Annotated in this window: 17 protein-coding genes; 10 read left to right on the forward strand and 7 right to left on the reverse strand. The window is 63.6% G+C overall.

Annotated features, from left to right (window positions below):
* Positions 1 to 18: 18 nt before the first annotated feature.
* The gene (locus LIX93_RS00120; protein WP_226501985.1) at positions 19 to 942 is read right to left on the reverse strand and encodes a LysR family transcriptional regulator; all 924 of its coding nucleotides are present in this window, start codon (positions 940 to 942) and stop codon (positions 19 to 21) included.
* Positions 943 to 1,054: 112 nt separating this feature from the next.
* Between LIX93_RS00120 and LIX93_RS00125 the strand changes: the two genes are divergently transcribed.
* Together LIX93_RS00125 and LIX93_RS00130 are read left to right on the forward strand one after the other, a co-directional pair.
* Positions 1,055 to 2,050, forward strand: a complete 996-nt coding sequence (locus LIX93_RS00125; protein ID WP_226501986.1) for an aldo/keto reductase — start codon at positions 1,055 to 1,057, stop codon at positions 2,048 to 2,050.
* A 149-nt stretch (positions 2,051 to 2,199) separates the two neighbouring features.
* Positions 2,200 to 2,754 (forward strand): DUF1003 domain-containing protein, encoded by a 555-nt coding sequence (locus tag LIX93_RS00130; protein WP_226501987.1) that lies wholly within the window; start codon positions 2,200 to 2,202, stop codon positions 2,752 to 2,754.
* Positions 2,755 to 2,786: 32 nt separating this feature from the next.
* On the opposite strand, the gene LIX93_RS00135 is transcribed toward LIX93_RS00130, so the two are convergent.
* Complete coding sequence (locus tag LIX93_RS00135; protein WP_226501988.1) at positions 2,787 to 3,683, reverse strand: DMT family transporter; 897 nt, start codon at positions 3,681 to 3,683, stop codon at positions 2,787 to 2,789.
* A 171-nt stretch (positions 3,684 to 3,854) separates the two neighbouring features.
* Positions 3,855 to 5,183 (reverse strand): DUF3100 domain-containing protein, encoded by a 1,329-nt coding sequence (locus tag LIX93_RS00140; RefSeq protein ID WP_226501989.1) that lies wholly within the window; start codon positions 5,181 to 5,183, stop codon positions 3,855 to 3,857.
* A gap of 432 nt (positions 5,184 to 5,615) precedes the next feature.
* Here LIX93_RS00140 and ykgO point away from each other — a divergent pair, with 432 nt between their 5' ends.
* The 3 genes from ykgO to map all read left to right on the forward strand — a co-directional run bounded on the left by ykgO (position 5,616) and on the right by map (position 6,888).
* On the forward strand, positions 5,616 to 5,765 hold the full coding sequence (gene ykgO / locus LIX93_RS00145) for a type B 50S ribosomal protein L36 (RefSeq protein WP_226501990.1): 150 nt from the start codon (positions 5,616 to 5,618) through the stop codon (positions 5,763 to 5,765).
* A gap of 80 nt (positions 5,766 to 5,845) precedes the next feature.
* Positions 5,846 to 6,100 (forward strand): ParD-like family protein, encoded by a 255-nt coding sequence (locus LIX93_RS00150; RefSeq protein ID WP_226501991.1) that lies wholly within the window; start codon positions 5,846 to 5,848, stop codon positions 6,098 to 6,100.
* A complete protein-coding gene (gene map, locus LIX93_RS00155) occupies positions 6,097 to 6,888 on the forward strand; it encodes a type I methionyl aminopeptidase (protein ID WP_226501992.1) in 792 nt (263 codons plus the stop codon). The genes LIX93_RS00150 and map overlap by 4 nt, the downstream gene beginning before the upstream one ends.
* Before the next feature lie 48 nt (positions 6,889 to 6,936).
* Here map and LIX93_RS00160 read toward each other — a convergent pair whose 3' ends face one another.
* Positions 6,937 to 8,088, reverse strand: coding sequence for a phytanoyl-CoA dioxygenase family protein (locus LIX93_RS00160; protein ID WP_226501993.1), 1,152 nt, complete (start codon positions 8,086 to 8,088; stop codon positions 6,937 to 6,939).
* Positions 8,085 to 8,939 carry an SDR family oxidoreductase gene (locus LIX93_RS00165; RefSeq protein ID WP_226501994.1) on the reverse strand — a complete coding sequence of 285 codons (855 nt, stop codon included), beginning with the start codon at positions 8,937 to 8,939 and terminating at the stop codon, positions 8,085 to 8,087. Before LIX93_RS00165 ends, LIX93_RS00160 begins: the two co-directional genes overlap by 4 nt.
* Positions 8,940 to 9,070: 131 nt before the next feature.
* Between LIX93_RS00165 and LIX93_RS00170 the strand changes: the two genes are divergently transcribed.
* Complete coding sequence (locus LIX93_RS00170; protein WP_226502815.1) at positions 9,071 to 10,096, forward strand: LacI family DNA-binding transcriptional regulator; 1,026 nt, start codon at positions 9,071 to 9,073, stop codon at positions 10,094 to 10,096.
* Between the two features lie 141 nt (positions 10,097 to 10,237).
* The gene (locus tag LIX93_RS00175) at positions 10,238 to 11,386 is read left to right on the forward strand and encodes a diguanylate cyclase (RefSeq protein WP_226501995.1); all 1,149 of its coding nucleotides are present in this window, start codon (positions 10,238 to 10,240) and stop codon (positions 11,384 to 11,386) included.
* 35 nt (positions 11,387 to 11,421) lie between these two features.
* Here LIX93_RS00175 and LIX93_RS00180 read toward each other — a convergent pair whose 3' ends face one another.
* The gene (locus LIX93_RS00180; RefSeq protein ID WP_226501996.1) at positions 11,422 to 14,793 is read right to left on the reverse strand and encodes an autotransporter outer membrane beta-barrel domain-containing protein; all 3,372 of its coding nucleotides are present in this window, start codon (positions 14,791 to 14,793) and stop codon (positions 11,422 to 11,424) included.
* A 166-nt stretch (positions 14,794 to 14,959) separates the two neighbouring features.
* Between LIX93_RS00180 and LIX93_RS00185 the strand changes: the two genes are divergently transcribed.
* Together LIX93_RS00185 and LIX93_RS00190 are read left to right on the forward strand one after the other, a co-directional pair.
* Positions 14,960 to 16,300, forward strand: a complete 1,341-nt coding sequence (locus LIX93_RS00185; protein WP_226501997.1) for a chloride channel protein — start codon at positions 14,960 to 14,962, stop codon at positions 16,298 to 16,300.
* Between the two features lie 595 nt (positions 16,301 to 16,895).
* Positions 16,896 to 19,268: a TonB-dependent siderophore receptor gene (locus tag LIX93_RS00190; protein ID WP_226501998.1), complete on the forward strand. Its 2,373-nt coding sequence runs from the start codon at positions 16,896 to 16,898 to the stop codon at positions 19,266 to 19,268.
* A 58-nt stretch (positions 19,269 to 19,326) separates the two neighbouring features.
* On the opposite strand, the gene LIX93_RS00195 is transcribed toward LIX93_RS00190, so the two are convergent.
* A complete protein-coding gene (locus tag LIX93_RS00195) occupies positions 19,327 to 20,232 on the reverse strand; it encodes a LysR family transcriptional regulator (RefSeq protein ID WP_226501999.1) in 906 nt (301 codons plus the stop codon).
* 109 nt (positions 20,233 to 20,341) lie between these two features.
* Between LIX93_RS00195 and LIX93_RS00200 the strand changes: the two genes are divergently transcribed.
* Positions 20,342 to 21,208 (forward strand): aldo/keto reductase family oxidoreductase, encoded by an 867-nt coding sequence (locus LIX93_RS00200; protein ID WP_226502000.1) that lies wholly within the window; start codon positions 20,342 to 20,344, stop codon positions 21,206 to 21,208.
* The last annotated feature ends 55 nt before the right edge of the window (positions 21,209 to 21,263 follow it).

Below are 21,263 nucleotides of genomic sequence, written 5' to 3' on the forward strand. Positions count from 1 at the left end.
CTGTAGCGAGGGGGGGTGTCAGAGGCGCACCATCAGTTGCGGACTGACATCCGCCACCCCATGCAACTGCTCCATCACCCAATCGACGAACACCCGCACCCGCGGTGACAATTGCCGGTGCGGCGGATACACCGCCGAAATCGGCCACGCAGGCACCGGATATTGCTCCAGCACCTGCACCAGGCTGCCCGCCGCCAATTGCCGGGTCAGGTGATAACGCGGCGCCTGAATCAACCCGAACCCCGCCTCGCAGGCGCCGATATAGGCGTCCGCACTGTTGACGGTGAGCACCGCCGGCATCGGTATCTCGCGTACTTCCCCGGCCACCTCCAGCTCGAACGGAAAGAACCGCCCGCTGCTCGCCGGAAAATTGATCGCCCGGTGCTCCGCCAGATCTTCCAGCCGCCGGGGCGTGCCCCAGGCCACCAGGTATTCGGCGCTGGCACAGGTGAGCTGCGGGATGCGCACCAGCGGGCGTGCCACCAGTGACAGGTCGCTGATCGTGCCGGCGCGAATGGCGCAATCGACCCCTTCGCGCTGCAAGTGCACCTGACGATCATGAAAGCCGATATCCAGCTGCAGATCGGGGTAGCGACGATAGAAGTCCGCCAGCCGCGGCACGATCCAGATACACCCGAAGGCCGCCGGCATGTCGACCCGCAGGGTCCCCCGAGGTTTACCGCGCTGGGCCGAGAGCGAGCTTTCGAGGTCATCGAGGTCGTCGAGCAGCAACTGGCAGCGGTGGTAATAAGCGTCGCCATCAAGGGTCGGGCGCACTTGCCGGGTGGTGCGCTGCAACAGCTGCACGCCGAGGTGCGCCTCAAGCTGCTGGATCGCCAGGGTGACACTGGCGCGTGGCAGCCCCAGGGCGTCGGCCGCCTTGCCGAAGCCGCCCAGTTCGACGATGCGGGTGAATACCTGCATGGCTTGTAAACGATCCATCTTCGCCTCGATTGTTTAGATCAGACGAATAGTTAAACCAATAAATCAGGGTTTATCCAGAAAAGCATAGAGCCGACACTGGCTGAGTCTTCAACCGTCAAGGAACTCACACGTGATCACTCGTCAACTCGGCCGTAATGGCCCGCACGTTTCTGCCATCGGCCTGGGCTGCATGGGCATGTCGGACTTCTATACCACCGGCGCCAACGAACAGGAATCCATTGCCACGCTGCATCGCGCGCTGGAGCTAGGCGTCACCTTCCTCGACACTGCCGACTGCTACGGCCCCCACCGTAATGAAGAGTTGCTTGGCCGCGCGCTCCAAGGCAAGCGCGAGGGGATTATCCTGGCCAGCAAATTCGGCATCGTGCGCAGCGACGACCCCCACGCCCGCGGCGTCAATGGCCGTCCCGACTATGTGCGCGCCTCCATCGACGGCAGCCTCAAGCGCCTGAACACCGACTACCTGGACCTCTACTACCAGCACCGTATCGACCCCCAGGTGCCGATCGAAGAGACCATTGGCGCCATGGCCGAGTTGGTCAAAGCCGGCAAGGTCCGCCATATCGGTATTTCCGAAGCCAGCGCGGCGACCATCGAGCGCGCGCACAAGGTGCATCCGTTGGCGGCAGTGCAGAGCGAATATTCACTATGGTCCCGCGACCCTGAACATAACGATGTGCTCGCCACCTGCCAGCGACTGGGCATCGCTTTTGTTGCCTACAGCCCGCTGGGCCGGGGGTTTCTGACCGGCGAACTGCGCACGTTCGAGGATTTCGCCGCCGATGATTACCGGCGCTTCAATCCGCGTTTTCAGGGCGATAACTTTGACCGTAACCTGGCGCTGGTCGAGCGGGTTCAGGCGTTGGCGACTGCCAAAGGGATCAGCGCGTCGCAGTTGGCGCTGGCCTGGGTGCTGGCCCAAGGCGACACCATCATCCCGATCCCCGGCACCAAGCAGCGCAAGTACCTGGAGAGCAACGTCGCGGCGGCCTCGGTGAGCTTGAGCGGTGATGAACGCCAGCAGCTGGATGCCATTTTCGCAGGTCACGGTGCAGTGGCTGGCGAGCGCTACAGCAGCGACGTGATGAAGTTTCTCAACGGCTGATCAGGCATGTAGCCGGAAAAACCGGGCGTGATGCCCGGTTCTTTCCTGTCGCGATCGTCACCAACGCGCGAGCCATACTCGACCATACTGGGACTTCGCGCCCACGCATCCACTTAAGGATGGGCATTACATGGTCTATAGAGCTCGCAATGAACCAGCCCGTCGACGATTCCCCTCCCGTGAATGCCCCCGATACCAGCAGCTCGAAACCCAAGCACGATGCCTTGCGCTTCCATCGGCCCCACGCCCACCTAGCGAGTGTCTTTGGCAACGATAATTTTGCCCTCAAGGCCGAGGCGTTCGCGCGCTTCTTCGGCACGCCGACCTTCCTCGGTGCGCAAACCCTGATCGTGATCCTGTGGGTGGCGGTCAACGCGCTGGGCTTCAGCCACTTCGATGTCTATCCCTTTATTCTGCTCAACCTGGCCTTCAGCTTGCAGTCAGCCTATGCCGCGCCCTTGATTTTGCTGGCGCAGACCCGTCAGGCGGCGCGCGACAAGGCGCAGTCCGAAGCGGATGCCCAGCACCGCGAAGCGCTGGCCGTGGCCAGTGAGCAGCGCCAGGTGCTGGCCGAGCAAAACGCCGAACGCTTGCTGATGCTGCTGGAGCAGAACACTCGGTTGACCGAGCTGACCCAGCAACTGGCCGAGCGTATCGAAAGCCTTACGCTGGAAATGCACGGGCAGGTGGTGCCTAAGCGTTGAGAGGAAGAGGCCAGTACAGCTTGCCCACGACCTTAAGGCTGCACCTTGAGCACCGGCGCAGCCTTCACCGCCGTGCGCCGCCCGAGTATCACCGTGCCCACTACCCCCGCCGCGAACAGCCAGGTGACGGGTTCGATATGCTCGCCAAACCACAACGCTGAAAAAGCGATGGTGAAGAAGATCTGCAGCAGTTGTACCTGCCCGACACGGGCGATGCCGCCCATGGACAGCCCGGCGTACCAGGCAAAAAAGCCGATGAACTGCGAGAACAGCGTGACGTAGGCAAACGCCCACAGGGTCGGGGCGCTGATCGGTCCGTGATGCTGCGCCGCCAGATACAGCACGGGGCCCAGCAGCAGCGGGAAGGCCAGCACCAGCGCCCAGCAGATCACCTGCCAGCCGCCCATTTCCCGCGCCAGGCGGCCACCTTCGGCATAGCCCAGGCCACCCAGGGCGATGGCGGCGAGCATCAACAGGTCGCCGCTGCTGACGCTGCCGGCGCCCTGAATCAACGCATACACCAGCACCAGCGCGCTGCCCAGCGCGGCGCAGGCCCAGAACGCCTTGGACGGCCGTTCGTGCGACAACCACGCGGCGTACATCGCCACCACCAGCGGTTGCAGGCCGTTGACCAGCGCGCCGTGGGAGGAGGGCAGGGTTTTCATCGCCCAGGCCGAGAGCACCGGGAAGCCGAGGATGACCCCCAGGATGACGAAGCACAGTGCCTTGCACTGACGCCGGGTGGGCCAGCGCTCGCGGCGCCACAGCAGCAACGCTGCGGCGGGGATGGCTGCCAGCAGCGCGCGGCCGAGGCCGTTGAGCAAGGGATCGACTTCCTGCACCACGATGCGGGTCATGGGCAGGGTCAGGCTGAAAATGATCACTCCGAGTAGGCCCAGGGCCATGCCGGTGTTGTCGCGGGAGTTCATAAGGGCTCGCCGGTTGTTTTTATCGGGTGCCTATTTATCCATAAAACCCAAGGGCAGGAGCGTTACAGCGAGGGGAAGAGTGGGCCGTACACTTTCCTTGACGTGGTGAAGCCGAGGGCCTCTTTGCGGGCAAACGCAGCCACCAAAGCACGCGACTGTTTACCGCGCGGATCAGTGGAAAAACTCAGCGATCATCACCGCACCGATAAAAGTGCCGAAGTTGGCCAGAAACGACACCAGCACGATCCTCCAGCCCAGGCGGCGAAAGGCCGGGATGTCCTTGGCGATCGACAGGCCAGCGAAGGTCAGCATCGGCGTGATCACCGCCAGCATGTTGATGCTGTTGGTCATCCGGGCGATCTGCGCGGCCCAAGGGCACAGCGGCGAGGTCAGGAACATCGCGACGATCGAGACGGTGCACACCGCTGGCACCTTGCGGCGGATCAGGGTGCACAGCAGCTCGCCGACGAACACCGCGAAGATCATCACGCCCATGCCGGCGAAGGCATCGGCCGACAGCGTCTTGTAGCCTACGTAGTTGGCAATCAACGCCAGGGCCGCAGCGGCCAGCCAGGCGCTGACCTTGCCGGCCCAGCCGAGCTCGCTGATTTCAACGGCGACGTCGTTGGCGTCCGGGCCGTCAGTGGTCGCCGAGGCCTTGGTGGTGCGGCCGATCAGCGGCTCGAGCACGCGGTAGCCCCAGACCGCCAGCGGCAAGGAGATAAACAACGTGAAGTACGTGCCCAGGGTGGTGGTGATCAGGTTGGACGCGGCGGCGAGGGTCATCACCTGCTTGGCCATTTCCGGCGTCTGCTGGGCGGCGATGGCCCCGGCAGCGGCAGCCATCATGCTGCCTGAGCCGATGCCCGAGCCCATGGCCAGCGAGGCGGGATGGAAGATCCCCAGGCTGGTGACGAAGCCCGCGACAATGGCGATGAACAGCGCGCCGAACAGCGTCCCGGTGAGGTATTCGGCCAGCACGCCGCGGCCTTCAGGAGAGTCCATGCCATAGCGCTCGCCGATGATCGCCAGGCTGGGTTCGCGGCCCACCGAAAAGGTCGCGCCGACCGCTTCGCGCTTGATGCCCAGCAGCAAGGCCACCGGCAGGCCGAGGATCACCGTGCCGACAAAGTGGCCGAACTCCTGGAACACCAACGCCCAACCGGAGGCGAACACCACCGGCAACGAACCGCCGACCACCAGACCGAGTTTGGCGATGAAGATCAGCAGCGCCGGTTGCAGGATCGAGGCAGCGCGCAACTGGGCGCGCTTGTCGATACCGATCGTGCCCGGCAGCCGCTTGCTGGCGATACCCACGCCGGCGCCCAGCAGCAGGGCCCAGACCATCGGTAGCAACACCACCTTGCCGGGCCCGAGTGGAATGCTGACCGCGCCAAGGGATTCGGCCACGATCAGGATGATCGCCGCCCAGATGTACAGTTTTACGGTCGCGGAAACAGCCTGGCTGTTATCCAGCGTAACGGCGTGTGCGTGCTGCATGTTGATCCCCTAGCCTGCTGAATGACCTGTCGGCCGTATCAATAGTTGTTGTGTTTATCAGGGGGCGTGTTGGCGCCCGGGGCAGTGTGCAAATCCATGCGGACATGGAAGCCCGGCGTGCGGGCTGAATCTTTTTATGGCGTGCCAGCGGTGGTGTTCGTGGCGATGAGTGGATCATCGCTGAACAAGTGCCCGAGGCCGCGTTTTATCTGGTGCATGGCCAGTATGCGCATGCCCTGGAGCGCACTCCAATACTGGAATTTATGTTTATCGTTGCCTAAAACAGAACACTGAGAAGGGCAACTCAAGCGGTATCCAAGGCGCGAAAATCAGCGTGATCGGTCGAGGCCGGGCAGCGCTTGAGGCCGAGCTTGCAGTACAGCGATGTTTATGGATAATGTTATGTTATTACATATTAACTGGAGCGCCACCATGAAAGTCCTTTCGTCTCTCAAAGAAGCCAAGAACCGTCACCGCGACTGCCAGATCGTCAAGCGCCGGGGGCGTATCTACGTGATCTGCAAATCCAACCCGCGCTTCAAGGCCCGGCAGGGCGGGGCGAAGAACCCCAACAAGGGCTGAAACCATCGGCGCGATTGCCAAGGGATGTCCGGTGAACGTAATATACGTTTTGTATATATTTCGTATTGGATATCCCCGCCATGGGCATCGTTAAAATCTCCGACGACCTGCATGAAAAACTGCGGATCGCCAGCAACGCACTGAGTCGCTCCATCAACGCGCAGGCCGAGCACTGGATGCGCATCGGCATGCTCGCCGAATTCTTCCCCGACCTCGATCACCGCGCCCTGAACCGTATGCTCGTGCGCGCCGAACTGGCCGGCGGCCTCGACCTGGCGCAGCTGTGCGATCTCGAACAAAGCCCGGCGCTGCTGGCAGCAGGTGGCCAACAATGAGAACGCCCGTCGTCATCAACACCGCCGCGCAAATCGCTCAGTCCAAAGCCGCCGGCCAACTGGCCGCCCAGGTACTGGCGATGATCACCCCTCATGTGGTTGCCGGCGTGACCACTGAAGCCCTGGACCAGATCTGCCACGACTACATCGTCCAGGTGCAGAAGGCCGTGCCCGGCAACGTCGGCTATCACGGCTTCACCAAGACGGTCTGCATCTCGGTGAACGAAGTGGTGTGCCACGGCATTCCATCGGGGCGGGTGCTCAAGGAGGGCGACATCGTCAATATCGACGTGGCAGTGGTCAAGGATGGCTGGTTTGGCGATACCAGCCGCATGTACTGGGTGGGGCAGCCCGACGAGCAGGCGCTGCGCTTGATGCACACCACCTACGATGCCATGTGCGCGGGCATTCGCACCGTGCGCCCAGGCGCTACCCTGGGCGATATCGGCCACGCCATCCAGGCGGTGGCCGAAGGCGCCGGTTACAGCGTAGTGCGCGAGTACTGCGGCCACGGCATCGGCAAGGTCTACCATGACGAGCCGCAGATCCTCCATTACGGCTATCCGGGGCAGGGTATGACGCTCAAGGCCGGAATGATCTTCACCATCGAGCCCATGCTCAACGCCGGCAAACGGCACGTCAAAACCCTGGCCGACGGCTGGACCGTGGTCACCAAGGACCATTCGCTGTCGGCACAGTGGGAACACATGGTGGCAGTAACGGACGAAGGCTGCGAGGTGCTGACGCTATGGCCTGATGCGCTTGAGGGCTATGCGCCGCCGCTGTGAGTTTGCGGCGCGAAGAGGCTCGATCAAGCGCCGCTGACCCGCTCTGATTCACGCCCGTCGCCGCAGCCGCATCCGCTCCACCTCTTGCGCAAACGCCGCCAGTGTCCAACGCTCGGCCAACGCCTGATGCAGTAACTGCTGCCCGGTCTGCGGGGCCAGCCCCTTGAGTGGCGGGTCGCTGTCCAGGTTGGTCGGGAATGAATAGCCTTGGGCGGCCGTGGCGATCACCGCGTGCAAACCGTGCGCATCGAGCTCCTGATGTTCAACGCGGTCGAGCAGCACAGGGTACAGCGCCAGCATCATGCGGTCGTGGTCCAGCGCCTCCATGGGCTTGCCGAACGCCGAAGAGATCTGCAGCAGATTGGCCATGCGGTGCTGATCCGGGGTGCGGTTGGTGCCCGCGGCGTGGAACAGCGCCGGGTTGAAGAACAACAAGTCGCCCTTGTGCAGCGGCAACTGCACGGCGTGGGCCTGGAAATATTCGATAAAGGCCGGATCGCGCCAAGCCATGAAGCCCAGGTCGTATTGCTGGGAGTAGGGCAGCAGTTGCGTCGGGCCGGTGTCCAGCGGCATGTCGGTATGAGCCACGGCGCCCTGCAAGGTCAGGTACTGACTCATCACCTGCACGTCCAGTGGGTACTGCTCCAGCACCTCGACCGTCTGAAACCCCAGGTGATAATCACGGTGCGGCTGCTGCGCCTGACCGCCCGGGCGCACCACGTTGACCTGCGCAGTGACCTGATAATGCGGCCCCAGCCAGGCCTCGGCGAGCATACCCAGCAGCGGATTGCTGTAGTACTCGATAAAGGATTCCGGCGCCTGGATCGCGGCCTTTTGCAGGACATTCCAGATTCGCCCGTTGGCCCCGGCCTTGGCGAAATGATCCCCACCGCTGCCACCTTGAGCTTCGTCGGCGAGGATGCGGTTGAACACTTCGCTGTGGCGGTCGACCAGCGCGCCGTCGGTAAACGCCTGCTTGACCACCACCACCCCAGGGCCGTGGCGAAAGGCCCGGTGCAGCTCGCTCAGCAAGGGCCGCGGGTCGCTGGCCAGGGCGTCCCGCAAGGTGCTGGCCTGGTAGATCAGCACCTTGTGGAGAACCTCGCGGCAATGGGGGAAATCCTCGGCGCGGGTGTCCTGCTCGCACAGTGCGGCGAAGGCCGGCAGCGACACATCCGCCAGGCTGACGAAGCCGCTCATGACAGGCTCCCACCCACCGGCCACTGCAACGCGGCGTCCGGGCGGGGCGTGCTGCTGTCGCCGCAGCCCTGCACGCCTTGGTCGAGGTCGATCACCGTGCCGGTCATCATCCCCGATTCGGCGGACAACAAGAACGCCACGCTTTGCGCCACCTCTTGCGGTTTGAGCAAGCGGCCGAACGGCTGCGCCTGCTCGCTGGCCTGCAACCAGCCGTCCTGGGCACCGTGATACTGACGCTGGATTTCATCTTCGTGGGGCGTGTCCATCCAGCCGATGTTCAGGCCGTTGACCCGGATACGGTTGCGCAATACGCTGAACGCGACGTTTTTGGTGAGGATCGCCAACGCACCCTTGGTGGTCGAGTAGGCCGACAGGAACGATTGCCCGCCATGGCCGCTGACGCTCTGGATATTGACGATCGAGCCCTCGACGCCGTCGCGGATCATCAGCTTCAACGCTTCCTGGATGAGAAAGAACGGCGCCCGCACATTGACCGCGAACAGCTGGTCGAAGAGCTGCGGTGAAGTATCGAGAATGGTGCCGCGATCGGACATCCCGGCGCAGTTGACCAGCCCGTGCAGACGGCCGAAATGCTGGTCGGCAGCGGCGATGATGCGCCGGCAATCGTCGACGTTCTCGAGGTCGGCTTCGACGAAAATCGCCTGGCAGTCGAGCGCTGCCAGTTGCTTGACCTGCGCTTCGCCTTTGCTGCGGCTGCGCCCACAAATGATCAGCCCGGCGGCACCGCGCTGCGCCAGGGTATGCGCCACGGCGGCGCCAAGGCCCTGGGTGCTGCCGGTGACCACGAAAAATTGCTGTTTGAACGGATGGGATAGGGACGCTGCCGACATGAGGTTCTCCTGCTGTTGTTGTTATGGGCGCCAGGGCTAGCCTGCGACTGAATCTGAGACTAGCATTGCCTGTGCCGCATAAAAGCCCGAAAAAACATCAATAAAACCTCAATAAAGGCGCTGCGATGTCCTTGCTCGAACGTGCCAAGCACCATTCCATCAAACAGATCGCCGCCCAGGCCGGGGTCAGCAAGGCTACGGTAGACCGCGTCCTGCACCAGCGCGGCAGCGTCCACTACCAGACCCAGCGGCGCATCGAGCAGGCCCTCGACGAGCTCGATGCCCAAGAGCAGACCGGCCTGGCGGTGGGCCGCACCGTGCATGTGGATGTGATCATGCACACCCCGCAACGCTTCAGCAGCGCCGTGCAGGCAGCGATTACCTCGCAACTGGGCGGCCTGGCGCCGCTGCGGATCTTCCCGCGCTTTCATTTTTTCGAGGACATCGACAGCAAACGCATGGCCGAGTTGATCCGCCGCTGCGCCGCCAAGGGCACTCAGGGCATCGTGCTCAAGGCCGCCGATGAGCCCGCGATCATCCAGGCGGTCAATCAGGTCACAGCAGCCGGTATACCGGTGGTGACCCTGGTCACCGATCTGCCCCGCAGCGAGCGGCTGGCCTATGTCGGGATGGACAACCGCACCGCCGGGCAGACCGCCGCCTATCTACTATCGCGCTGGCTCGACCCGACGCCGCAAACCGTGGCGGTGGTCATCGGCAGCGAGCTGTTTCGTGGCGAAGAAGAGCGCGAGATGGGCTTTCGCGCCTGGCTGCGCGGGCGTGCGCCGCATCTGCGCGTGCTCGATATCAGCGGCGGTGCGGGCGTGTACGAGCCGACCTTCGCGCGCGTCAGCCAGGCACTCAAGGAGCACCCGCAGCTCAAGGCGGTGTACTGCGTGGGCGGCGGCAACCGCGCCATCGTCGACGCCTTCGCAGCTCAGGGCCGGGCGCTGGAGGTGTTTATCGGGCACGACCTGGACGCCGAAAACCGCCAACTGCTGGCCGAAGAAAAGATGGCTGCGGTGATCGCCCATCACCTGGACATCGATGCGCGGCACCTGTTGATGCACATTCTGCAGTTTCATCGGTTGTGGAAGGCCGGGCCGATTCCGAGCGCCGAGGTGCACATCGTCACGCCGTTCAATCTGCCGCGCTGAGGCCGACAAGCCCACCGTAAACGCTCAATATCTGCCAATAACTTCGTTTTGCAGGGCGATCGCCTCCAATACGCAGTTGTTTGCAACAATGGCAAGGTGCCACAATAGCGCCCGTCTCCCCATCAAGGCCGGGCGCATCAGATGGATTGCTTCGAACTCAAGCACGCGCAGGCTGGCTACATTGCGCAAATGGTGCGAACGGATCGACTGCAACAGTTGTTCCGGCAGTCGGTATTGGCCGTCTTTGGCAGTTTTGTCGCCGCGTTGATGCTGTGCTGGTTGTGCTGGGAACGCTTCGATCATCAGGTCGCGATCCTCTGGATCGGGCTGCTCGGCGCGTCGGCGCTGCTGCGCATCGCCATGTTCGTGGTGTACTTCAGAACCCCCGAAAGTGAGCGCACGCCGCAACGCTGGGAGTGCACCTACTGGGTCACGCTGGTGCTGTCGGCAGGCATCTGGGGGGGCGGTGCGCTGGCGCTGATGCCCGCCCACGATCTGCTGACCCAAGTCCTGGTGGTGCTGTTCACGGTGGGCATGTCGGTGAGCGCGGTATCGTGCTATTCCCCCTATCGCTACATGACCTTGACCGCCATCGGCCTGGTTTTGCTGCCGTGCGCGCTGTGGATGTTGCAGCAGCCCTCGACAATGCAACTGAGCATCGCCGTGGCGGTGCTGGTGTTTTCCATCTTTGTGATCAACGCCACCATGAGCCTGGCCGATGCGCTGGAAAGGGCCTTTCGTGTGACCCGCGAAATGGAATGGGCCCACCGGCTGTCGGCGCAGGCGGCGCGCATTGACGAACTCACCGGCCTGAACAACCGCCGGGCGTTCTTCGAGCGCGCCCAGCAGCTCTATACCCAATGCCAGGCCCAGCAACGTCCGCTGTGCGCGGTGATGCTCGACATGGATCACTTCAAGCTGATCAACGACACCTACGGTCATCAGGTCGGCGACGAAGTGCTGCGGCAGATGGGCAAGGTGATCATCCAGTCGTTTCGTACCGCCGACGTGCATGGCCGGCTCGGTGGCGAGGAGTTCGCCGTGCTGCTGCCGGACACTTCGCTGGCCGATGCGCTGGCCATGAGTCAGAGGCTGATATCAGCCTTGAGCGGACTGCAGATCGAACGCGCCCGCGGCATCACCGCCAGCCTCGGGGTGGCGGCGTCCGATGGCGATGACCTGGACCTGCACGGCTTGCTGCACCGCGCCGATCAAGCGCTGTACCGCGCCAAGGCGCAGGGTCGCAATCGGGTGTGCGTGGCCGAAGGACTGGGCGCCGCCCTCCTGTAGCGAGGTGGCGAGCTGCCTCGCTACAGGTGCGCATCTTAGAACGGCACACTCGCGCGCACCGATGCCACCTGATCGGTAAAGTCCATGCGCGTTTGCGCGTCATAGTCCAGCGACAGTTCGGCGCCGTTGCGCCAGCGAGTGGCCACGCCCAGGCCGCCGCGCATCAACCACGGGCTGGTGGCCTCGCCCGTCACCTGAAAGCGCTGATCTGCTGCGCCGGCAAACGCTGCCGTGGTGCTGGCCGGGCGGTTGATCAGGTCGTAGCCCACCCCCATATTCACCCGCAACCGCGTGCTGGCGGTGACGTTATGTTCCAGCTTGGTATCGAACCCGGCGATCAACTGATCGGTCTCGCGCGCCGCCACATTGAGCAGCAACGGCGCCAGGCTGCTGCTGCCGCGCTCGCTGTAGGCAGCGTCGCGGATATGGTTGTAGTCCAGCCGCGCAGAGGGGATCAGCCGCGTGCTGTCGCTCAACTGCAGGGCATGGCCGATGCTTGTGCCCAGGGTGGCCATCAAGCTGTCGTACTCGGCCTTGGCACTGCCGCTGACCCCGGAAATGGCCAGGCGCCGATCGGCATCCACACTGTTGCGTCCGGCACCGCCATACACCATCAGCTCGGTCCCCGGCGCGACGGTGTAGCTGTTGTAACCGAGGAACTGCCACAGGTCCAGGCGCGAGCGTTGCTGGCCGTTCGGCTGCAGCGAGCCAGTGCCGCCATTGGCATAGGCGAACGCCCAGCCGCTGCGTTGCTGCGCAGAGGTGCGCAGGTCGAAGCCGATGACCGTGCCGGTGGCGCCCTCGACCGTGCTGTTGCCCATGCCCGAGCTATAGCTGAACGGCTGGCTCCAGAAGCCATTGATGGCTTTACTCGGTGGATTCTGCCCTGACGCGACGCCCAGCGTGCTCAGCCCGGTGACATCGTCCAGACGGTTTTTCACCGCATAACCGATCGACGCCAGGGTGGCCTGACTGGCCCGCAGTGCAGCGTTGTCCTGCGGCAGTGCCTGGTTCAGATTGCTTGCCACTTGCGCGGTGCTGGTGGCGCTGACGAAGTAGGGCGCCAAGGTGCTGGCGCTGCCCAATGCCAGCTGCCGATCAAGGACCCGCGCCGCCCCTTGGGTCGACGCCGACATCCCTGCCTCACGTGCGGCGCTGGCCACGCCGTTGCTGGCTTTGGGCGTGAGCAACAGGTCGACCCGGTTATCGACCTTGCGCGCGCCGAAGTTGAACAGCGCCGAATTGCTGGTGACCGCGAAGGTGCCGTCCGAAACCAACTCGGTGGCCGTCAGCACATAGTTCAGGCTGCTGGTCGTGAACGGCTGTCGGGCCTGAGTGACATCGACATCGATGCGCGCCTGGCTGGGTAGGGTGGCCGTGCCGTAGACCGCCAGGCTTCCATAGTGGGCGTTATCCTGCACCTGCGTGCGCAACACCGCACCGGGTTTTTGCACGTAGTCACCCGCCAGCATCGCCGAAGCGCCACCCGTCAGCGCCGGGGCCGCCAGCTCGAGAGTGCCGCGGTTGACCAGGCTCTTGACCTGCCACACATCGCCGGCCTCAAGACGGTAGCGCGCATCGGAATAGAGCGTCGCGGTGGTGGCGGGCGCATATACCGTGCCCTGGAATCGCGCTGTACCGTTGCCTGCGATATACAGATTGTCGAGCCGACTGCTGTCGTCCACATACAGCGAATAGTTGCTGCCGCGTATGATTGCGGCGTTGACCAGGCCATCGCTGAACTGGCTGTCGATCACATTCAGGCCAATGGCACTGCCTCGAACGGTGCCGAGGTTGGTAGCGCGGCCCTGCAAGGTCGAGCCGCTGACAGTGATGCCGTTGGCATCGGCGGACAGGTCGACGACATTGGCGTCAGGATCGACCCCGATATACCCGTAGTTCCTCCAGCGCCCAGTCACGGTGGTATCGGTCAGGTTCAACGCTTCCCGGGCCGCGATGATGCGCCCGCGGTTAGTGAAGTCCGCCAGTTGCACATTGCTCAAGGCCGCGCCTTGCTCCAGGCCGCTGATCAGGCCGGTATTGAGCAGGCTGCCGCCGAGGCTGCTGTCCTTGAGCAGCAAGCCGCTGCCGTGATGCTCGTCCGGCTGGAAGTTGCCGATGATACTGCCGCGGTTGATGAAATCGCCGCCGATCGTACTGCTGGTCATGTCGACCCCGTAACCGCCGATCAAGCGTCCGCTGTTGATCAGGCTGCCGGCAATCCGCGCCTGCAGATCCGTGCGCAACGCGGGCCCGAACACACCGCCTTCGATGGTCCCGCTGTTGATCAGGTTGCCCTGGATATCCCCACCGTACACCGCAAGCCCGCCGAACCCGTCGGAACTGGGCGCGATGCTGCCGCGGTTGACCAGATCACCCTGGATCGTCGTGCGGTTGAAGCTCAGGTCGTCCTCGCTCATTGAAAATACCCCGGTGTTTTCAAAGCGCTTGAGCACCGAGTCCCGTATCTGCACGCCCTCGCCGGAGTAGATCCAGCCGCTGTTGTAAACGCCGCCGCTCACCGTCGACTGGTAGATATCGAAGGCATTGATACCGTCGCGCAACTGCCCGGCGTTGATGAAGCGCCCCTCGACGGTGCTTTGCGCGAGGAAGGTGTAGCCGGCAATCGAGCCACTGTTGAAGACGTCGCCGGTGATGTGCGAACCCTCTATCTGCAGGCTGTTGCCCAGCGCGGTATCGAGGGTCCCGGTGTTGCGTACCGAGCCGTTGATCCGGCTGCCCTGGATGAGCACCCCCTGGGAGCCGCCGTATACCAGGCCACTGTTGTCGACGTTGCCAGTGACGGCGCTGTCGAGGATGGCTACGCCGACCTCGGCCGCGCGCGCGTCGATGGTGCCGCTATTGGCAAAGCCCCGTTCGAGCACTACCCGATCGAGCTTGACGATGGTGTCGCCATAGCCGTCGCTGGGTGATTGCAGTGTCCCGGAATTGATCAAGGCGCCGCTGAGCCGGCTGTCGGTGATCTGCACGGCCGTGACGCTGCCACTGATGGTACCGCTGTTGGAAATCTTGCCGACGCCGTCACTGCCATCGATGGCGATCCCGAGGGTGCCGGCGAGGCGGCCCTGGTTGAACACCTGGCGCACCGCGGCATCGCTGATGATGACCGCCGCACCACTGGCGACGTCGATGCTGCCGGTCGGGGTTAGCGTCAGTGCGTCGTGGTCTTGCAGGCTGCAGCCGAGGCTCACCGGCCCGTTGATCACCGTGGTGCCACGCCGACAACTGTCGGCGGCCTCCACCTGATCGCTGAGCAGACTGCCCAGCGACAGAACCAGTAGCGCGGTGAATGGCGAGAGCGAGCAGTTGCCGAAGGTCGTGGATGCACAGGAGTCGAATGCAGGGCGGCTGCGAGGCAGAGAACGACCAGGTGTGAGGTTTTCCATAAACCACCTGTTGTTGTTCTTGCGAGGGGAGGTGTTGGTATAGGCCCGGGATCACGGACCGTCAAAGTGACGCGGCGACTTTGCGACCAAATGCCAGTGTCATTTGACACCTCAAGCCCTGCGCCGCAGACTTTGCCGCCTTCCGCCCCTGTACAAGGCTGTCCGCATGAAACAGCTCTTCGCGCCTCTGCGCCGGCGTTTTACCTCGGCGCGCTGGCGTACGCGCCTGACGCTGTGGATCGCCGCCACCGTCGCCGGCTTGTGTGTCGTGATGTTCGCCCGGCTGGCCGATCTGGCCCTCGCATTGTTCGCCCAGATCACCAGCGGCCGCAGCTGGCTGGCGTTACTGCTGACGCCGGCGCTGGGCATGCTGGTGGTGTTCCTCACCCGGCGTTTGTTTCCCGGCAGCGAGGGCAGCGGCATCCCGCAGGTGATCGCCGCCACGCGTCTGAGCGCAGTGGGCAAGCCGGTCAGTGGCCTGGTGTCGTTGCGCATCGTGCTGGCCAAGATCGGCCTTGGCACCTTGGCCTTGACGGGTGGTTTTTCCGCCGGCCGCGAAGGCCCTTCCGTGCAGGTTGCCGCTTCGCTGATGCACGCCGCGCACCGCTTTTTGCCCAACAGCCGGGTCATCCGCGTGCAGGACATGATTCTTGCCGGCGGCGCCGCGGGCATTGCCGCCGCGTTCAACACACCGCTGGCCGGCATTGCCTTCGCCGTCGAAGAACTCGGACGCAAACTCGAGACCCGCACCAGCGGCGTGCTGCTCAGCACCATCATCCTATCGGGCATGATCGCCATCGGCGTGCAGGGCGATTACAACTATTTCGGTCGCCTCAACGCTGTTGCCGACAGCCGCGCGATCATTCTGCCGGTGCTCTGCCTCGGGCTGCTGTGCGGCGTGCTCGGCGGGCTGTTCAGTCGCTTGCTGCTGATGCCCCAGCGTAATGGCCAGCACGCGGTCTGGCGCTGGCGCAGCAGCCATCCGGTGTGGTTCGCGGGCATCTGTGGCTTGCTGGTGGCGAGCCTGGGCTGGGCCACCGGCGGCCTGTCGTTCGGCAGCGGCTACGGGGTCACCAACGACATCATCAATCACGGCCAAAGCATCCCCTGGTATTCGGCGCCGGCGCGCTTCCTGGCCACGCTCGCAACCTACTTCTCCGGCATCCCCGGCGGCATCTTCGCGCCGTCGCTGGCCGTCGGCGCAGCGCTGGGCGGCAACGTCGCGCAGCTGTTCGATCTGGCAGCGCAACCAATCATTGCGCTGTGCATGGCTGGTTTTCTGGCCGCGGTGACCCAGTCGCCGATCACCTCGGCCATCATCGTCATGGAAATGATCGACAGCCACAGCATGGTCATCAGCCTGATGGCCGTGGCCCTGATCGCCAAGGCGGTGAGCTCGCGGCTGGGACCGGAGTTGTATCAGCAGTTGGCGTTGGGGTATTGGCGCAGGGGGCAGCGCCAGCAGACGGACGCCGTCAGCGTAACGGAGCCGGCGAACGCGCAATAAAAAAGGCCCCGAACATTCGGGGCCCGGAACATACCTGAACACTCAGGCACCAAAGAGCCTAAGCCGTCCCCCGCTCGACGATCTCGAACCCCACATCCTCGACCAGCACCGGGAAAGTACCAGTCGTGGCTCAGGCTTGTATGTGAGAAAGACCTCTTGTCGCGTGCACAATAGTGAGCATGGCCTGATCAGGCTGTTCGCACAAAAGCAAGCAGAACGACCTCAAACAGCCTGGGTTAGCCAGGCTTGATTCGCGTTTCATTGACCGCGGCGGGATGACGGGCTGCATTCGAGATTGATTGCAGTAGCGGCGTAACGCTTCGGCGTCGTGGACTTGTCGGTAATCAGCAAAAATCGAGGCGCGCGCCTCAAGGTGTGTCTTGCGCAGTGGTGGGCTCGACCCGATATTTTGTATCGAGGATGTAAGATCAATAACCAGAAGTTTTAACATTTGCGACTAATTACCATTTACAAACCTGAGTATTTTGTTACATTTGCGCTCCCACACGTAGCCCTTGGCCATCTACCCGCACGTCTAGCGCGCCGGTTTCCGCCAAGGGGCAAAGTGCATTTTGCCTAGCTCAGGAACCACAAGATGCTCCGTCCCGTTCTGTCCGCCCTGACCGCAGCCGTTGCGATCGGTCTGTCCACCGCTGCATCGGCAGCGCCTGTTCATCTGGATCTGCCCGCCCAGCCATTGGCGACTTCTCTGAGTCAGCTTGGCAAGGCCAGCGGCCTGCAGGTGACGTTCGATCCGCAAACCGTGGCCGGCAAACACGCGCAAGCGCTGCGGGGCGATCTGGAGCCGGCACAGGCGTTGCAACAGTTGCTGGCGGGCAGCGGGCTGACCTCAAGCGTCGAGGGCCATTCGGTACGCGTCGTGCAGCAGGCGTCGGGAGCGGTGACCCTGGACGGTGTCAACATCAACGCTAACGCAGACACCAGCCTCGCCGGTGTCGCCACCACCGAAGGTACGAAGTCCTACACCACCGGTTCAATGAACACCGCGACCAAGCTCAATCTGTCGATTCGCGAGACGCCGCAGTCGGTGAGCGTGATCACTCGTCAGCGCATGGAAGATCAGGGCATGAATGACCTGAACGATGTGGTCAAGTTCGCGCCAGGGGTGACCTTGCACAAGACCGCCTCCGATCGGCAGGAGTTTCTGGCGCGCGGCTTCAAGATCGACAACATCATGTACGACGGGCTGCCGACCAGCATCAGCACCTACACCCAAGACGTGATCTCGTCGGCGGACTTGAGCATCTACGACCGCGTCGAGGTGGTGCGCGGGGCGACCGGCTTGATGACCGGCGCCGGCAGCCCGGCGGCTACTCTCAACCTGGTGCGCAAGCGTCCGACCGCCACGCCGCAGGTCAGCGTCACTACCAGCGCGGGTAGCTGGGATCGCTATCGCACCGAGGTGGATGCCTCCAACAAGCTCAACGACTCGGGCACTCTGCGCGGTCGCGTGGTCGCGGCCTATCAGGACCAGCACAGCTTCGCCGACGTGCGCGAGAACCAGCGCCAGACGTTCTACGGCATTCTCGAAGCCGACCTCAGCGATAGCACCACCTGGACCCTGGGCGCCTCCAAGCAGCGGGACGACAACACCTCGGACTGGGGCGGCTTGCCCAGCGGGCCGAACGGTGAAGACCTGCACCTGGCGCGCTCGACCTTTCTGAGCAACGACTGGTCGTACTGGGACAAGGACAACGTCAGTGTCTTCACTGATGTGACCCACCGTTTCGATAACGGTTGGACCGGCAAACTGGCTGCCGCCAAGATCTGGGCCGATGCGGACACCTTTTCCAGCTATCCGGGCTACAGCTCCGCCACCGGCTGGAGCCAGTATTCGGGCAAGTACATCGACAGTGATGATCAGACCAACCTGGATGCTTCTCTCTCGGGGCCGTTTCAATTGTTCGGACGCGAGCACGAACTGGCGGTGGGGGCGAGCTATCGGCGCGAGAAGTTCGACCAATACGGTGGCTGGACCGACGGCACGCCGATCGACATCTATCACTTGGATCACAGCGCGATCGCCAAGCCCAGCGTCGACATGACTAAATGGCAGTTGCGAAATACGGCCACCGAAAAGGCCGCCTATGCGGTCGCCCGTTTCAATCCGATCGATCCGCTGCACGTCATCATCGGCAGCCGTATCAGCTGGTACGACTACGACGACCGGTCGGGGACGGGTGACTACAACGTGAGTCAGGAGGTGACACCGTACGCCGGTGTCATCTACGACCTCAACGACACCTATTCGCTGTATGCCAGCTACACGCAGATCTTCAAGCCGCAGAGCCAGTTGGACGTCAATAAGACCGTGCTGGATCCGATGTCGGGTGAAAACTACGAAATCGGCCTCAAGGGCGAGTATTTCGACAAGACCCTGAACGCCTCGGTGGCGTTGTTCGACATGGTTCAGAAAGACCGCGCCTACGCGGTTCAGGACCCGCAGATCAATTGCCCATCCTATCCCCAGGCGTGCTACGCCGCTGCAGGCAAGGTCCGCAGCCAGGGTATCGATGCCGAGTTGACGGGGGCCCTCACGCCCGACTGGCAGTTCTCCGCGTCCTATACCTACGTGCTCAGCCAGTACGTCGAGGACGCTACCAAGAGCAACGAAGGCAAGCTGTTCGCACCTGAGCAGCCCAAGCACCTGTTCAAACTGGCGACCAACTACAACTTGCCGGGTGAGTTGAACAAATGGCGGGTGGGGGCGGACCTGTTCGCGCAGAGTGCGACATTCAACCGAGTCGGGACCGGCACTGCCGATCAGAAAGCCTACGGCATCGTCGGCCTGATGACCGGCTACAAGTTCGATGAACATTGGGATGGCCGTGTGAACTTCAACAACGTCTTCAATACACGCTACTGGCAAGGTATCCCGAAATCCGGCGGCGCCGGCCAGTACGGCGACCCACGCAACCTGATGTTCTCGCTCAAGTGGACGCTCTGATCCCTCGCGCTTGAACGCTGCCGATAAACCCCGCACACGCGGGGTTTATCATTTCTGCTCAGGGTTCGTTGCGCTCCTTGATGAAGTCCACGAACGCCCGCAGTGGCGCTGGCAGGTGCTTGCGCCCGGGGTAGTAGAGGAACGGCCCGCTGAACGCCGGCCACCACTCTTCGAGTACCGGCTCCAGTGCACCGCTGTCCAGGTACGGCCGCAGCCAGTCTTCGAACAGATACACCACGCCCAGGCCGCGCACGGCGGCATCGACTGCCAGGTCGACGGCGCTGCCGATGCTCACCTGCAGCGGCCCGGTAGGGTCGACGCGCAGGCTGTCTTCGCCGCGATCGAACTCCCAGACCGGTACGTTGCCGCTGGGGAACTTGCCGCGCAGGCACGCGTGATCGAGCAACTCGCGGGGGTGCGCGGGGCGGCCGGCGCGGTCCAGGTAAGCCGGCGCGGCGGCTGCTGCGAAGCGCTGCACGCGGGGGCCGATGGGCACGGCGATCATGTCCTGCTCCAGGCGCTCGTCGTAGCGGATGCCGGCGTCGAAACCGGCGGCGAGCATGTCGACGAAGCTTTCCTCGGCGACCACCTCGAGGCGGATATCCGGGTAGGCCTGGAGGAACGGCGTAATGATTGCCGGCAGCACCAGGCGCGCGGCACTGACCGGCACGTTGAGGCGCAAGGTGCCAGCGGGGCGGTCGCGAAAGTGATTGACCACATCCAGCGCTGCCTCGACCTCGTCCAGCGCCGGTACCAGCCGCTCCAGCAGGCGGCTGCCGGCTTCGGTAGGGGCGACGCTGCGGGTGCTGCGATTGAGCAGGCGCACGCCCAGGTGGGCTTCGACCCGGCGCACGGCGTCGCTGAGGCTGGAGGCGGACTTGCCGCTGAGCCGCGCACCTTCACGAAAGCCCCCGGCTTGCACCACGGCGCGCAGGGCCAGCAGGTCTTGCAGATCGGTTTTCATTGTTCGCTCTCCCGTACAACCCGTGCCGATTTCACTCCATTATCACGCAGGGGGTCAACGCCTATAGTGCCTGGGTGCTCATATCCAGCGTTTACCCCAGGAGACTCATATGCCTCATGCACTGCACTTCCAGCTTGGCGACCGTCAGGTCAACCGCGTCGGCTACGGCGCCATGCAACTGGCCGGCCCCCAGGTGTTCGGCCCGCCCAAGGATCGCCAGGCGGCGCTCACCGTGCTGCGCGAGGCCGTTGCGGCAGGCGTCAATCACATCGACACCAGCGATTTCTACGGCCCGCACATCACCAATCAACTGATCCGCGAAGCGCTGGCGCCTTACCCGCAGGACCTGACGCTGGTCACCAAGGTCGGCGCCATGCGCGGCAGCGATGGCTCCTGGAACCCGGCGCAAAGCCCGGCCGAGCTGGTGCAGGCGGTGCACGACAACCTGCGCAACCTCGGCCTCGAGGCTCTGGACGTGGTGAATTTCCGCGCCTGGGGCAATATGCACGAGCCCAAGGAAGAGTCACTCGAGGCGCAGTTCTCGGCGCTGGCCCAGTTGCAGCAGCAAGGCCTGATCCGCCATCTGGGCGTGAGCAACGTCACGGCCGCGCAGGTCAAGCAGGCGCAAGGCATCGCCAAGGTGGTCTGCGTGCAGAACTTCTACAACCTCTCGCAACGGAGCGATGACGCGCTGGTCGACGAGCTGGCCGCTCAAGGCGTCGCCTATGTCCCGTTCTTCCCGCTGGGCGGCTTCAGCCCGCTGCAATCCGAGGCGCTGAACCAGGTCGCACAGCGTTTGCAGGCCACACCGATGCAGGTCGCACTGGCCTGGCTGCTGCAACGCGCGCCGAACATCCTGCTGATCCCGGGCACCTCCTCGGTCGCTCACCTGCGCGAGAATCTGGCGGCGGCCGAGCTGGCGCTGCCGAGCGAGGTGCTGGGCGAGCTGGACGGGATAGGTGGAGCGGGGGTTTAAGCGCAGAGGATTTCAAGTTCCTCTGGTACGGCTGGAAGACAGCTCCGTCCGGTCT

The sequence above is a fragment of the Pseudomonas sp. MWU16-30317 genome (assembly GCF_020515695.1).
Lineage (GTDB): Bacteria > Pseudomonadota > Gammaproteobacteria > Pseudomonadales > Pseudomonadaceae > Aquipseudomonas.

Bases quoted from the DNA above. Each gene is read 5' to 3' on its own strand.
- LIX93_RS00120 (WP_226501985.1), bottom strand. From the start codon at position 942: ATGGATCGTTTACAAGCCATGCAGGTATTCACCCGCATCGTCGAACTG.
- LIX93_RS00130 (WP_226501987.1), top strand. From the start codon at position 2,200: ATGAACCAGCCCGTCGACGATTCCCCTCCCGTGAATGCCCCCGATACC.
- LIX93_RS00135 (WP_226501988.1), bottom strand. From the start codon at position 3,683: ATGAACTCCCGCGACAACACCGGCATGGCCCTGGGCCTACTCGGAGTG.
- LIX93_RS00140 (WP_226501989.1), bottom strand. From the start codon at position 5,183: ATGCAGCACGCACACGCCGTTACGCTGGATAACAGCCAGGCTGTTTCC.
- ykgO (WP_226501990.1), top strand. From the start codon at position 5,616: ATGAAAGTCCTTTCGTCTCTCAAAGAAGCCAAGAACCGTCACCGCGAC.
- LIX93_RS00150 (WP_226501991.1), top strand. From the start codon at position 5,846: ATGGGCATCGTTAAAATCTCCGACGACCTGCATGAAAAACTGCGGATC.
- map (WP_226501992.1), top strand. From the start codon at position 6,097: ATGAGAACGCCCGTCGTCATCAACACCGCCGCGCAAATCGCTCAGTCC.
- LIX93_RS00160 (WP_226501993.1), bottom strand. From the start codon at position 8,088: ATGAGCGGCTTCGTCAGCCTGGCGGATGTGTCGCTGCCGGCCTTCGCC.
- LIX93_RS00165 (WP_226501994.1), bottom strand. From the start codon at position 8,939: ATGTCGGCAGCGTCCCTATCCCATCCGTTCAAACAGCAATTTTTCGTG.
- LIX93_RS00175 (WP_226501995.1), top strand. From the start codon at position 10,238: ATGGATTGCTTCGAACTCAAGCACGCGCAGGCTGGCTACATTGCGCAA.
- LIX93_RS00180 (WP_226501996.1), bottom strand. From the start codon at position 14,793: ATGGAAAACCTCACACCTGGTCGTTCTCTGCCTCGCAGCCGCCCTGCA.
- LIX93_RS00185 (WP_226501997.1), top strand. From the start codon at position 14,960: ATGAAACAGCTCTTCGCGCCTCTGCGCCGGCGTTTTACCTCGGCGCGC.
- LIX93_RS00190 (WP_226501998.1), top strand. From the start codon at position 16,896: ATGCTCCGTCCCGTTCTGTCCGCCCTGACCGCAGCCGTTGCGATCGGT.
- LIX93_RS00195 (WP_226501999.1), bottom strand. From the start codon at position 20,232: ATGAAAACCGATCTGCAAGACCTGCTGGCCCTGCGCGCCGTGGTGCAA.
- LIX93_RS00200 (WP_226502000.1), top strand. From the start codon at position 20,342: ATGCCTCATGCACTGCACTTCCAGCTTGGCGACCGTCAGGTCAACCGC.